We start from the raw sequence: 12,728 nt of genomic DNA, 5'->3' as shown, positions 1-12,728 counted from the left end.
ACGATGCAAAAGGCATCGCTACAATTACGCCCGGGCAGCCCGGCTCACTTCATTTGCCACTCGCTCGGTGGCATCCGGAATGGATGCAGCGCGGGCGCGTTCTGCCATGGTTAATAAGGTTTCTCGCGACCACCCGGCCAGGGTGTTGGCGACAGCATCCACGCTAAGCTGTGGCTGCTCGATAATTTTGGCTGCGCCCGCTTTTTCCAGCGGTAGAGCATTCCAGTATTGCTGGCGGTCTTTATGTTGAAACGGCACAAACAACGCCGGTAGTCCTGCCGCAGCGATTTCACTCACCGTTAACGCACCGGAGCGGCAAACGACGACATCCGCCCACGCATACGCCGCCGCCATATCATCAATAAATTCCGTCACTTTATGCTGCGGTTGCCCCGCTTCGGCATACGCCTGTTCAACGGATTGTTGCGAACCTTTACCGCTCTGATGCCAGATAGTGACTGAATCACCCAGTTTCGCAGCAACCTGCGGCATTGTCTGGTTAAGAATGCGTGCGCCCTGGGAACCACCCACTACCAACACACGAACCGGACCTTCACGTCCAGCCAAACGTTGCTGCGGCAACGGCAGCGCCAGCACATCGGTACGCACCGGGTTACCCACCACTTCCGCATTAGGGAAAGCGCCTGGAAACGCCTGCATCACTTTGGTGGCAATCTTCGCCAGCCATTTATTGGTTAAGCCCGCAATACCGTTTTGTTCATGAAGCACAACCGGAATGCCTAACGACCACGCGGCCAGACCACCTGGACCTGATACGTAGCCGCCCATTCCGAGCACCACGTCAGGTTTGTACGCTTTCATAATCGCCCGCGCCTGACGCCAGGCGTTGAAGATTCGCAGTGGCGCAGCTATCAGTGCTTTTATACCTTTTCCACGCAGACCAGAGATACGAATGAAATCAATTTCGATGCCATGTTTTGGCACTAAGTCCGCTTCCATACGGTCGGCAGTCCCCAGCCAGCGAACTTGCCAACCCTGAGCCATTAGATGGTGCGCAACCGCCAGTCCCGGGAATACATGTCCACCGGTTCCGCCTGCCATCACCATTAATCGCTTTCCTTGACCACTCATCGTGAACCTCGTACAAACGCCTGTGCTTTCTCCAGACGCGTTTCATAATCAATACGCAACAGCATCATGATGGCTGTCGACATAATCAGTAAGCTCGAACCACCGTAACTGATCAACGGCAATGTCAGACCTTTGGTCGGTAACATCCCCGCGGCCGCGCCTACGTTCACTAGCGCCTGGAAGCTAAACCAGATGCCAATGGAACAGGCGAGAAAACCGGAAAAACGATGGTCAATTTCTAATGCTTTACGGCCAATCGACATCGCACGAAAAGCGACGAAGAATACCATTAAAAGTGCTAGTACCACACCGACATAACCTAATTCTTCGCCGATAATGGCGAAAATAAAGTCAGTGTGCGCTTCCGGCAGATACTCCAGTTTTTGTACGGAGTTACCTAAGCCTTGCCCCCACAGTTCGCCGCGACCAAACGCCATCAGCGATTGCGTTAACTGATAGCCGCTGCCAAAGGGATCTTCCCACGGGTTCCAGAATGCGGTAACACGGCGGATACGGTACGGTTCGGCGAGGATCAGCAACACAACCGCTGAAATGCCCATACCGATAATGGCAATGAACTGCCACAATTTCGCTCCCGCCAGGAATAACATCGCCAGCGTAGTCACAAACAACACCACCACCGTACCAAGGTCTGGCTGTGCCAGCAGTAATACTGCTAACACCAGAATCACGCCCATCGGTTTCAGGAAGCCGCGCAGGTTATTACGTACTTCGTCGCCTTTACGCACCAGATAGTTGGCGATATAGCAAAACAACGACAGTTTTGTCAGCTCCGCAGGCTGGATACGCAGCAAGCCGAGATCGATCCAACGCGATGCCCCTTTAACAGAGCTACCCACTACCAGAACGATCATCAACAGGATGATTGATCCGAGTAGCATCGTAGCGCTGTAACGTTGCCAGAACTCCATCGGCAGACGCAGCGTAATGATCGCCAGAATGAATGCCAGGATCAGATAGACGCCATCACGCTTCGCGAAGAAGAACGGATCGTTGGTTAAGCGTTGCCCTATGGGCATTGACGCCGAGGTCACCATGATAAAGCCAATCGCCGCGAGGCCGAAGGTCAGCCACAGTAAGGTGCGATCGTACATGATCAGGCTGTCGGTATCTTTTTCCCGCGAGCCCATCACCCAGCCCTTTAGCGCCGTGGAGATCCAGACCAGAATACTGAATCCTGGCAGGCGCGGCATTTTCAGGCGAGGGAGAGATAAACGCATCAACCTAACTCCTTCGCCAGACGGGCAAACTCATTGCCTCGTTGTTCAAAGTTCTTGAACTGATCAAGGCTGGCACATGCCGGGGAGAGCAGAACCATATCGCCCGGCTGAACACGCGGAGCCAGCAAGCGCATCGCCTGTTCCATGGTTTCGGTTTGTTCTGCCACTTCCGGGCGTAGCGCCGCCAGCTGCGCGCCGTCCCGACCGAAACAATACAGACGTACGTTATCGCCATTCAGGTAACGCGCCAGTGGGCTAAAATCTGCCGATTTACCATCGCCGCCCAGCAACAAATGCAGCGTGCCGTCTACGTGCAGGCCATTCAGTGCCGCTTCCGTACTGCCGACGTTGGTCGCTTTTGAATCGTTAATCCAGCGCACACCGTTATGCTCCAGCACAACTTCAAAGCGATGCGGCAGACCAGTGAATGTGGTTAACGCTTTCAGGCTGCTGGCGCGCGGCAAACCAGCGGCATCTGCCAGTGCCAGAGCTGCCAGTGCATTGGTGTAGTTATGCTGCCCGGAAAGTTTCATTTCTTTCACGTTCAGCACTTTCTCGCCCTTCACCCGCAGCCAGGTTTCACCCTGCTGATGATTCAGGTGATAGTCACCCATGTTGACGCCAAAGCTGACACAGCGTTCATCCGCACCGCGAATCGGCATTGTTAAGGCATCATCAGCATTAACCACGCAAATTTTTGCGTTTTCGTAAATGCGCAGTTTTGCTGCACGATACTGTTGTAAACCAAACGGATAGCGATCCATATGATCTTCAGTTACGTTCAGAATGGTCGCTGCTACCGCCTGTAAACTGGAGGTGGTTTCAAGCTGGAAGCTCGACAGCTCTAGCACGTACAGTTCGCACTCATCATCCAGCAGCATCAACGCAGGCAGGCCAATATTGCCACCCACACCAACGTTAACCCCCGCCGCTTTCGCCATTTCACCCACTAGAGTGGTGACCGTGCTTTTGCCGTTAGAACCGGTGATCGCCACAATCGGTGCTTGTGCTTCACGACAGAACAGCTCGATATCGCCAACGATTTCGATTCCGGCATCAGCGGCAGCGCTTAAGGATGGATGCGCCAGTGCAATACCGGGACTGGCGACAATCAGATCTGCCGCCATCAGCCATTCATCATTCAGACCGCCCGTGTGGCGTTCTACGGCTTCGGGTAATTTATCCAGGCCAGGCGGTGTCATACGCGTATCCATAACGCGCGGCGTCACACCGCGAGCGAGGAAAAAGTCCACGCAAGAAAGCCCGGTGAGGCCCAGGCCGATAATGACGACATTTTTACCCTGGTAATCAGCCATGATTAACGTACCTTCAGCGTTGCCAGACCAATCAGGACCAGCATCAGCGAAATAATCCAGAAACGCACAATGACGCGCGGTTCCGGCCAGCCTTTCAGTTCATAGTGGTGATGAATCGGTGCCATGCGGAAAATACGTTGTCCGCGCAGTTTAAAGGAGCCGACCTGCAGGATGACGGAAAGTGTTTCTACCACGAACACGCCCCCCATAATCACCAGCAGGAATTCCTGACGCAGCAGTACGGCGATAATGCCTAACGCACCACCTAACGCCAGCGAACCGACATCGCCCATAAAGACCTGCGCCGGATAGGTGTTAAACCACAGGAAGCCCAGCCCTGCCCCGACTATCGCGGTACAGACAATGACCAGTTCCCCGGCGTGTCGTAGATACGGTATGTGTAAATAGCTGGCAAAGTTCATGTTGCCGGTCGCCCACGCCACCAGCGCAAAACCACCGGCGACAAATACGGTCGGCATAATTGCCAGACCGTCGAGACCATCAGTCAGGTTTACCGCGTTGCCAGTACCCACAATGACGAAGTAAGCCAGCAGAATGTAGAACAGCCCCAGTTGCGGCATCACATCTTTAAAGAACGGAACCACCAGCTGCGTTGCGGGCGTGTCTTTGCCGGCAAGGTACAGCGCGAAGGCAACACCCAGCGCGATCACCGACATCCAGAAATACTTCCAACGAGCGATCAACCCTTTGGTGTCTTTACGCACCACTTTGCGATAGTCATCAACAAAGCCAATGATGCCGTAACCTACCAGCACCACCAGTACGCACCAGACGTACGGATTGGATGGGTAAGCCCACAGCAGTACGGATATCACAATCGCCGTCAGGATCATAATCCCGCCCATGGTCGGCGTACCGCGCTTGCTGAAGTGTGATTCAGGACCGTCGTTACGCACTACCTGACCAAAGGAAAGTTTTTGCAAATGAGCAATCATACGCGGGCCCATCCACAATGAGATGAACAGCGCGGTCAGCAGGCTGACGATGGCGCGAAACGTCAGATAGGAAAAGACGTTAAAGCCGGAATAATATTTGACCAAATGTTCGGCCAGCCAAACTAACATGTCCCATTCTCCTGTAAAGCGCGTACTACCTCTTCCATGGCGGCACTACGTGAACCCTTAACTAAAATCGTAATTACCTGTTGCTCAGCAATCAGTGATTTAATACGCGCGATAAGCGCTGTTTTATCTGCAAAATGTTCGCCAACGCCGCTGGCGGTGCTGATAGCATGGCTTTGTTTACCCACGCTTAACACGCGGTCAATACCAGCAGCTTTTGCCGCCTCGCCCACCTGTACATGGCAGGCTTCGCTTTCAGCGCCCAATTCCGCCATATCGCCCACCACCAGCACGCGGTAGCCCGGCATTTCAGCCAGTACCTGGACTGCTGCGGTCATTGAACCGACATTGGCGTTGTAGGAGTCGTCGAGCAGCAACTGGTTTTCCGCCAGTTGGATGGGGAACAGACGGCCTGGAACAGCTTTCAGATTTGCCAGCCCCGCTTTGATAGCATCAAGCGTTGCGCCCACGGACATGGAGAGCGCAGCGGCTGCCAGCGCATTCGCAATATTGTGACGCCCTGGAAGCGGCAGCAGAACATCGACGCTACCTGTTGGGGTTTGGAGGGTAAATTCCGTACCGTGCGAAGTCACATGGATGTTGGTGGCGGTGAAATCGCTGTTGGCGGCATTGGGTGAGAAACGCCACACTTTGCGTGAGCCAATTACGCTCTGCCAGTTCAGCCAGTCGTTGTTGTCAGCGTTCATGATGGCGATACCGTTTTCCGGCAGGCCGCTAAAGATTTCACCTTTCGCTTTCGCGACACCCGCAAGCGAGCCAAAACCTTCCAGATGTGCCGCTGCCAGGTTGTTGACCAGCGCCGCTTCCGGGCGAGTCAGACTCACAGTCCAGGCAATTTCGCCCTGATGGTTCGCGCCAAGTTCAATAACTGCGAAATCGTATTCCGGCGTTAAGCGCAACAGCGTCATCGGTACACCGATGTCGTTGTTGAGATTGCCTGCCGTATAAAGTGTGTTGCCGCACTGGCTTAAAATTGCCGCCGTCATCTCTTTAACAGAGGTTTTGCCGGAGGAGCCCGTCAGAGCAACCACGCGCGCCGGAACTTGCTGGCGAACCCATGCAGCCAGTTCACCAAACGCCAGACGCGTATCCTTGACGATTAACTGCGGCAGATCGATATCCAGCGGACGGCTGACCAGTAGTGCGCCCGCGCCGCCAGCTTTCGCCTGGTCGGCAAAATCATGAGCATCGAAACGTTCGCCTTTCAGGGCAACAAACAGGCAGCCCGGCGTCAGTTTTCGCGTGTCAGTGGTTACAGCATCAAGGGTAATATCTGCACCTTGCAGTTCACCGTTGAGAATATCGGTAAGTTGGCTAAGGGTTACGCTAATCATGCAATCACCCCCAGCAGACGCGCCACCGTGACGCGATCGGAGTAGTCCAGACGCTGATTGCCAACAATCTGGTAATCCTCATGGCCTTTGCCCGCGACCAGTACCACATCATTCTCTTTAGCCTGCATAACGGCGCAAGTCACCGCTTCAGCACGGCCTTCCATCACTTTGGCATGTCCGGCATCTAACATTCCCGCCAGAATATCGTTGATGATGGCACGCGGTTCTTCGGTACGCGGGTTATCGTCCGTTACCACCGCCACGTCAGCAAACTCTTCAGCAATTGCGCCCATCAGTGGACGTTTGCCTTTATCACGATCGCCACCACAGCCAAAGACGCACCACAGCTTGCCCGCACAGTGCAGGCGCGCCGCCTGTAAGGCTTTTTCCAGTGCATCCGGCGTATGCGCGTAATCCACCACTACCGTCGGTTTGCCTGGCGCAGTGAACACTTCCATACGTCCACAAACCGGCTGCAGGCGTGCGGCAGTTTTCAGCAGGTCAGACAACGGATAGCCCAGCGCCAGCAGCGTCGCCAGCGCCAGCAGCAAGTTGCTGACGTTAAAAGCGCCCATCAGATGGCTTTCAATTTCGCCATCGCCCCAACTTGAACTAAAGCGAATCGTCGCACCGCTGTCGTGATAGTTCACGTCGGTCGCTTTCAACCAGCGTCCGTGACAGTTCGGATTGATATGATCTTCCATTGATACCGCAACCGCGTCCGACAGTTTTGCCAGCCAGCGGCGGCCCACTTCATCGTCGGCGTTAATAATCGCCTGACCGCAATGATGCTCAGAATAAAGCAGCCATTTCGCGGCTTCGTAGTGTTCCATATCACCATGATAATCAAGGTGATCGCGGCTTAAGTTGGTAAAGACCGACGCCGCAAATTTCAATGCCGCCACACGGTGCTGTACCAGTCCGTGGGAGGAAACTTCCATTGCGCAAAAAGTCGCGCCCTGATCCACCAGCCCCGCCAGCTCATGCTGAACATCGACTGCCGAACCGGTGGTATTTTCTGTCGGGATCACTTTCCCCAGCAGACCGTTACCAACGGTGCCCATTACCGCGCTGGTTTCGCCAAGCAGTTGGCTCCACTGCGCCAGCAGCTGGGTCGTCGTGGTTTTGCCGTTGGTACCCGTTACGCCTACGAGACGTAAATTGTCAGAGGGTTCATGGTAAAAGCGGCCCGCCAGTGCAGATAAACGCTCATTGAGCTGGCTGAGATAGATGACCGGTACGCCGTGCATTTCACGGATTTCACCGTCGGTCGCCTCATCTTTCGCCTCTGCAATAATGGCAGCCACACCTTGCGCTATCGCCTGCGGGATATATCGACGCCCGTCCGCCTGATGACCTACTACAGCTACAAAGAGATCGCCCGCCGCAGCCACACGGCTGTCGAGTGTCATCTCTCGCAGTGCTCGCGAAGGTGCGTCTGGCACCCACGGAGCAAGAAGGTCGCGCAAATTACGATCTGCCACCTGTCCCCTCGCCTTGATTAATCACAAATTCATTTTTATCGCCCGTTGTCAGCGCATCCGGCTCGATGTTCATGGTACGCAATACGCCGCCCATGATGGCACCAAAGACCGGCGCGGAAACGGCGCCGCCGTAGTATTTACCCGCCTGCGGATCGTTGATAACAACAACCAGCGCGAAGCGCGGCTGACTCGCAGGCGCAACGCCTGCGGTATAAGCAATATATTTATTGATGTAGCGACCGTCCGGCCCGACCTTTTTCGCGGTACCGGTTTTAATGGCGATACGATAGCCCTTAATCGCCGCCTTCACGCCGCCACCACCCGGTAGCGCCACGCTTTCCATCATATGCACCACGGTGCGAACAATGGATTCCGGGAAGACTCGTTCACCGGGAACCGGGGGGTCAACTTTGGTAATCGACAGTGGGCGATAAATGCCGTAGCTGCCGATAGTTGCGTAGACTCGCGCTAACTGTAACGGTGTTACCATTAGCCCGTAGCCGAAAGAGAAGGTGGCCCTCTCTATGTCAGACCACCGTTGTTTTTGAGGATATAAGCCACTGCGTTCTCCGACCAACCCCAAATTGGTCGCTTTTCCCAGTCCAAAACGTGAGTAAGTATCTACTAACGCTGAGGACGGCATCGCTAACGCCAGCTTGGAAACACCGACGTTACTCGACTTCTGTAATACCCCGGTCAGGGTTAATTCGCTGTAGCGTGCCACGTCTTTGATTTCGTGGCCGTTAATTCGATAAGGAATGGTATTGAGTACCGAGTTTTCCCGCACCACGCCACGTTGCAACGCGGTCATCACCACCATCGGTTTAACCGTTGAGCCCGGTTCAAACACGTCGGTGATGGTACGGTTACGCATCGCCTCTTTCGGCGTGCCGCTCAGATTGTTAGGGTTGTATGACGGACTGTTAGCCATCGCCAGCACTTCACCGGTGTTGACATCCACCAGCACGGCGCTACCAGATTCAGCCTTGTTAAAGGCCACCGCGTTGTTCAGTTCGCGATAAACCAGCGCCTGCAAGCGTTCATCAATACTCAGCGCCAGGTTGTGCGCTGCCTGGCTGTCAGTAGAAGAAATATCTTCAATTACGCGACCATAGCGGTCTTTACGCACAATGCGCTCACCCGGCTGCCCGGTAAGCCATTTATCGAAACTCTTCTCGACGCCCTCAATCCCCTGACTATCGACGTTAGTAAAGCCGATGAGGTGAGCAGTCACTTCGCCGGATGGATAATAACGGCGAGATTCTTCACGCAGATGAATCCCCGGCAGTTTCAGTTTTTTGATGTAGTCCGCCATGTCAGGGTTTACCTGACGCGCCAGATAAATAAAGCGCCCTTTCGGGTTGGCGTTAATGCGGGCTGAAAGCTGATCCAGCGGAATATTGAGCGCGTTAGCCAGCGCCTTCCAGCGGTCACCGACGCTGATACCGCCAGCGTCATGCACTTCTTTCGGGTCAGCCCAAATCGCTTTTACCGGCACGCTCACCGCTAACGGGCGACCAGAACGGTCAGTAATCATGCCGCGGGAGGTGGAAACTTGCTGAACGCGAAGAGAACGCATGTCGCCCTCTTTCACCAGCATATCCGGGGAGATAACTTGTAACCACGCTACGCGTCCGAGCAGAAAAGCCAGCGCCAGGAGAATACAGCCGCATAACAACGCAAAACGCCAACTGATAAAGTTGGCATGTTCTTCCTGACGTTTTGGTTTCTGCGTTTTCGCCGCTGCTTTCATGCGTCGCGTTTATCCTTATTTTTGCACTACGATATTTTCTTGTGACGGATCAACATGCTGCATTTGCAGCTTTTCCGTGGCGATCCTTTCCACCCGGCTATGGTCGCCGAGCGCATTCTCTTCAAGGATCAGGTTGCGCCATTCAATGTCTAAAGCATCTCGCTCCAGCACCAGTTGTTCGCGCTGAGCGGTCAGTAAACGGGTATGGTGCGCCGTGGTTACCACGGTCACCGCCGTCAAAATAATGCAAATGAACAGGCAGAGTGGCAGCTTCCCAAATCGCAAAAGATCGTCACCGATAACACCAGGCAATGCATGGCGCTCGTGGCTTCCCATCGATCCTTTAACTTTGCTTAGAGCTTCTGTCACTCTGCTGATCATGCGTTCGTCCTCTCTGCAATACGCAGAACTGAACTACGGGCACGAGGGTTCTCAGCCACCTCTTCTTCGCCCGGCATTAACTTGCCTAGTGCTCGCAGCTGACGGCCACCCAGTTTTTTGAGCTGCTCTTCAGTCATCGGTAACCCTGCCGGAACTTGCGGACCGCGGCTGTTTTCACGCATAAAACGTTTCACAATACGGTCTTCCAGCGAGTGGAAGCTGATGATCGAAAGCCGCCCACCCGGGGCCAGCACGTTGAGCGAGCTTTTTAGCGCCTGCTCTATCTCCTCCAGTTCACTGTTTACCCAAATGCGCACCGCCTGGAAGGTCCGGGTCGCGGGATGTTTAAACTTATCTTTCACCGGCGTAGCGGCAGCCACGACTTCCGCCAGTTCTTTGGTGCGGGTCATCGGCTGTTCGCGGTTACGCTCGACAATGGCGCGGGCAATGCGTTTGGCAAAACGCTCTTCACCATAGGTTTTCAATACCCAGGCGATATCGGCTTCTTCTGCGGTTTGTAGCCATTCAGCGGCTGACTGCCCACGGGTTGGGTCCATACGCATGTCCAGCGGACCATCGCGCATAAAGGAAAAGCCGCGTTCAGCATCATCAAGTTGCGGTGAAGAGACGCCAAGATCGAGGAGAATGCCGTCGATCTTGCCGATAAGATCGCGCTCGGCAACATATTCGCCCAGCGCGGAGAAAGGTCCGTGGATGATGGAGAAGCGCGGATCATCAATAGTCTTCGCAACGGCGATAGCCTGCGGGTCGCGATCGATCGCCAGCAAACGCCCCTCTTCGCCAAGCTGCGAGAGGATCAGACGTGAGTGACCACCGCGACCAAAAGTCCCATCAATGTAGATGCCATCAGGACGGATATTGAGGCCATTAACGGCTTCATCCAGCAGCACCGTAGTATGTTTATAGTTTTCCATCATTTTATAGAGACAAGTCCTGCAGTCGCTCTGATAAGTCTCCAGTAGCCAACTGCTCTGCGTCGATATCTTCCTTGACCTGTTGATGCCAGGTTGTTTCATCCCACAGCTCAAACTTGTTGAACTGTCCAACCAGCATCACTTCTTTTGTCAGCCCGGCATGTTGCCGCAGTACTGGCGCGATTAACAATCGACCTGCGCCATCCATCTGACATTCGCTGGCATGACCTAACAGTAGGCGCTGCACACGGCGCTCAACCGGGTTCATGCTCGACAGACGCGATAATTTTTGCTCGATAATTTCCCATTCAGGCAGGGGGTAAAGCAGCAGGCACGGGTGATGAATGTCAATGGTGCAAACCATTTGACCGGCAGCGTTCTCAAGCAGCTGCTCCCGATAACGGGTAGGCACTGATAAGCGCCCTTTGCTGTCGAGATTGACTAACGTTGCTCCCCGGAACATGCCAGCCTCACCCCTTATTCCCACTTTGCCCCACAATTTCCCACTGAAAGGAGTTTACGGAGCGGAGGAAAAGCTTGTCAAGCCAGTCACAAGGCATACCGAGGTAAAAAACCCGATGTTTACGGCTAATATCAGCGTTGTTTATTTTACGTCCAACGTGCGAAGCAAATTAACGTTATGAATAGCTGTAAGAAAAAATCCCTCATCGTCATCACCGTTTTAAAATGACTAACTATTTTCCACAGCAAATATAAAGTGTCAGTTTGCGACGCGAGCGGCATTTTAGGACATATCTTCCCCGGTTAACAGTCCCTGTTGCGTCTGTGTGGCGCTTGATGCCAGCGGGTTTGCGCAAAAGCAAAGAAAAGTGTTTGTTAAATCGGCAATTCATCTCTGCATGTAACAAAATAATGCAAAAACGCGCTATCGATATCACTTAATTATTGTGAATTTCATCTGGTGAGGTAATTAACGGGCAGGTTTATAAGCATTTATCAATAATAGCCAGGAATAGTCTTATTTACTTTAAGGATATTGATGTCCATTCCCGTACTCAACGCGCCAGAGAGAAATTCACCTGACGCGTATTTTTGTTCGCGGCTTAGCTACGGCTGAGCACGCCGCGGCGATAGAGATTACGTTTAATGCGCGTTAAACCAGGTTTTGGCTTACGCGGTTCGTCCAGGCTTGCCAGGACAATCTCCAGCACACGCTCTGCGACATCGCGGTGACGTTGAGCCACTGCCAGCACCGGGCACTGTAAGAAGTCGAGCAGTTCGTTATCGCCAAAGGTGGCAATTGCCAGGTCAGAAGGCAGTTTGCCGTCACGACGTAGCGTGACATCCATCACCCCTTGCAACAACGCAAACGACGTTGTGAACAGTGCCTGCGGCATCGGATGCGTTTCCAGCCATTTTTCGAATAACTGGGCAGCCGCCTCCCGCTCATAGCTGTTGGCATAAAGGAAATGCACTTCGCGCGGATCATCTTTCCAGGCAGTACGGAAACCTTGTTCACGCAGGAAGCTGACAGAAAGCTCCGGCAGCGCGCCAAGATAAAGTACCGTCTCGGCGGGAAACTTACGTAACTCTTCCGCCAGCATTTCGGCATCATCCTGATCGGCACCAACCACGCTGGTGAAATGTTCACGATCGAGGGCGCGGTCCAGCGCGACAATCGGGAACGGGTCGTTAGCCCAGCGTTGATAAAAAGGATGCTCAGGTGGCAACGACGTCGAAACAATAATGGCATCAACCTGACGCTGCAAAAGATGCTCGATACAACGCATTTCGTTGTCGGGCTGATCTTCCGAGCAGGCAATCAGCAGTTGATAACCCCTTTGCCGCGCCTGGCGTTCAAGATAGTTAGCGATGCGGGTATAGCTGGTGTTCTCCAGATCGGGGATCACAAGACCAATAGAACGTGTGCGTCCAGCACGAAGCCCAGCTGCCACGGCGTTCGGGTGGTAATTGTGCTCACGCACCACAGCCATGACTTTTTCAACGGTTTTGTCGCTCACACGGTATTGCTTCGCTTTGCCGTTAATAACATAGCTTGCAGTGGTCCGCGACACTCCCGCCAGCCGAGCGATTTCATCCAGTTTCACAATTGCCCCTTGCGTAAAAT

The 12,728-nt window shown here is 53.8% G+C and carries 11 protein-coding genes; all 11 read right to left on the bottom strand.

The window, feature by feature from the left end; all coding sequences use genetic code 11:
* Window positions 1-24 precede the first annotated feature (24 nt).
* The gene (murG, locus tag G434_RS05660) at window positions 25-1,092 is read right to left on the bottom strand and encodes an undecaprenyldiphospho-muramoylpentapeptide beta-N-acetylglucosaminyltransferase (protein ID WP_000016559.1); all 1,068 of its coding nucleotides are present in this window, start codon (window positions 1,090-1,092) and stop codon (window positions 25-27) included.
* Window positions 1,089-2,333: a cell division protein FtsW gene (ftsW, locus tag G434_RS05665; protein WP_001295532.1), complete on the bottom strand. Its 1,245-nt coding sequence runs from the start codon at window positions 2,331-2,333 to the stop codon at window positions 1,089-1,091. Before ftsW ends, murG begins: the two co-directional genes overlap by 4 nt.
* On the bottom strand, window positions 2,333-3,649 hold the full coding sequence (gene murD / locus G434_RS05670) for a UDP-N-acetylmuramoyl-L-alanine--D-glutamate ligase (protein WP_000796455.1): 1,317 nt from the start codon (window positions 3,647-3,649) through the stop codon (window positions 2,333-2,335). The genes ftsW and murD overlap by 1 nt, the downstream gene beginning before the upstream one ends.
* 2 nt (window positions 3,650-3,651) lie before the next feature.
* The gene (mraY, locus tag G434_RS05675; RefSeq protein WP_000964122.1) at window positions 3,652-4,734 is read right to left on the bottom strand and encodes a phospho-N-acetylmuramoyl-pentapeptide-transferase; all 1,083 of its coding nucleotides are present in this window, start codon (window positions 4,732-4,734) and stop codon (window positions 3,652-3,654) included.
* Window positions 4,728-6,086, bottom strand: a complete 1,359-nt coding sequence (gene murF / locus G434_RS05680; RefSeq protein ID WP_000626670.1) for a UDP-N-acetylmuramoyl-tripeptide--D-alanyl-D-alanine ligase — start codon at window positions 6,084-6,086, stop codon at window positions 4,728-4,730. Before murF ends, mraY begins: the two co-directional genes overlap by 7 nt.
* Window positions 6,083-7,570: a UDP-N-acetylmuramoyl-L-alanyl-D-glutamate--2,6-diaminopimelate ligase gene (gene murE / locus G434_RS05685; RefSeq protein WP_000785130.1), complete on the bottom strand. Its 1,488-nt coding sequence runs from the start codon at window positions 7,568-7,570 to the stop codon at window positions 6,083-6,085. Before murE ends, murF begins: the two co-directional genes overlap by 4 nt.
* Window positions 7,557-9,323, bottom strand: a complete 1,767-nt coding sequence (gene ftsI / locus G434_RS05690; RefSeq protein WP_000642196.1) for a peptidoglycan glycosyltransferase FtsI — start codon at window positions 9,321-9,323, stop codon at window positions 7,557-7,559. Before ftsI ends, murE begins: the two co-directional genes overlap by 14 nt.
* A 15-nt stretch (window positions 9,324-9,338) precedes the next feature.
* On the bottom strand, window positions 9,339-9,704 hold the full coding sequence (gene ftsL, locus G434_RS05695; protein WP_000625658.1) for a cell division protein FtsL: 366 nt from the start codon (window positions 9,702-9,704) through the stop codon (window positions 9,339-9,341).
* Window positions 9,701-10,642, bottom strand: a complete 942-nt coding sequence (gene rsmH / locus G434_RS05700) for a 16S rRNA (cytosine(1402)-N(4))-methyltransferase RsmH (RefSeq protein WP_000970479.1) — start codon at window positions 10,640-10,642, stop codon at window positions 9,701-9,703. Before rsmH ends, ftsL begins: the two co-directional genes overlap by 4 nt.
* Before the next feature lies 1 nt (window position 10,643).
* Window positions 10,644-11,102, bottom strand: coding sequence for a division/cell wall cluster transcriptional repressor MraZ (gene mraZ / locus G434_RS05705; RefSeq protein WP_001295770.1), 459 nt, complete (start codon window positions 11,100-11,102; stop codon window positions 10,644-10,646).
* 601 nt (window positions 11,103-11,703) lie between these two features.
* Window positions 11,704-12,708, bottom strand: coding sequence for a catabolite repressor/activator (gene cra, locus G434_RS05710; RefSeq protein ID WP_000762401.1), 1,005 nt, complete (start codon window positions 12,706-12,708; stop codon window positions 11,704-11,706).
* Window positions 12,709-12,728 lie beyond the last annotated feature (20 nt).

The sequence above is a fragment of the Escherichia sp. KTE172 genome (assembly GCF_000408845.1).
GTDB lineage: Bacteria > Pseudomonadota > Gammaproteobacteria > Enterobacterales > Enterobacteriaceae > Escherichia > Escherichia coli.
The sequence above is the reverse complement of the archived record's forward strand: the minus strand, read 5'-3'. Positions and strand labels throughout refer to the sequence as shown.

What these genes read in the sequence shown, in the direction of transcription:
- murG (WP_000016559.1), bottom strand. Translation starts at nt 1,092, where the DNA reads ATGAGTGGTCAAGGAAAGCGATTAATGGTGATGGCAGGCGGAACCGGT.
- ftsW (WP_001295532.1), bottom strand. Translation starts at nt 2,333, where the DNA reads ATGCGTTTATCTCTCCCTCGCCTGAAAATGCCGCGCCTGCCAGGATTC.
- murD (WP_000796455.1), bottom strand. Translation starts at nt 3,649, where the DNA reads ATGGCTGATTACCAGGGTAAAAATGTCGTCATTATCGGCCTGGGCCTC.
- mraY (WP_000964122.1), bottom strand. Translation starts at nt 4,734, where the DNA reads ATGTTAGTTTGGCTGGCCGAACATTTGGTCAAATATTATTCCGGCTTT.
- murF (WP_000626670.1), bottom strand. Translation starts at nt 6,086, where the DNA reads ATGATTAGCGTAACCCTTAGCCAACTTACCGATATTCTCAACGGTGAA.
- ftsI (WP_000642196.1), bottom strand. Translation starts at nt 9,323, where the DNA reads ATGAAAGCAGCGGCGAAAACGCAGAAACCAAAACGTCAGGAAGAACAT.
- ftsL (WP_000625658.1), bottom strand. Translation starts at nt 9,704, where the DNA reads ATGATCAGCAGAGTGACAGAAGCTCTAAGCAAAGTTAAAGGATCGATG.
- rsmH (WP_000970479.1), bottom strand. Translation starts at nt 10,642, where the DNA reads ATGATGGAAAACTATAAACATACTACGGTGCTGCTGGATGAAGCCGTT.
- mraZ (WP_001295770.1), bottom strand. Translation starts at nt 11,102, where the DNA reads ATGTTCCGGGGAGCAACGTTAGTCAATCTCGACAGCAAAGGGCGCTTA.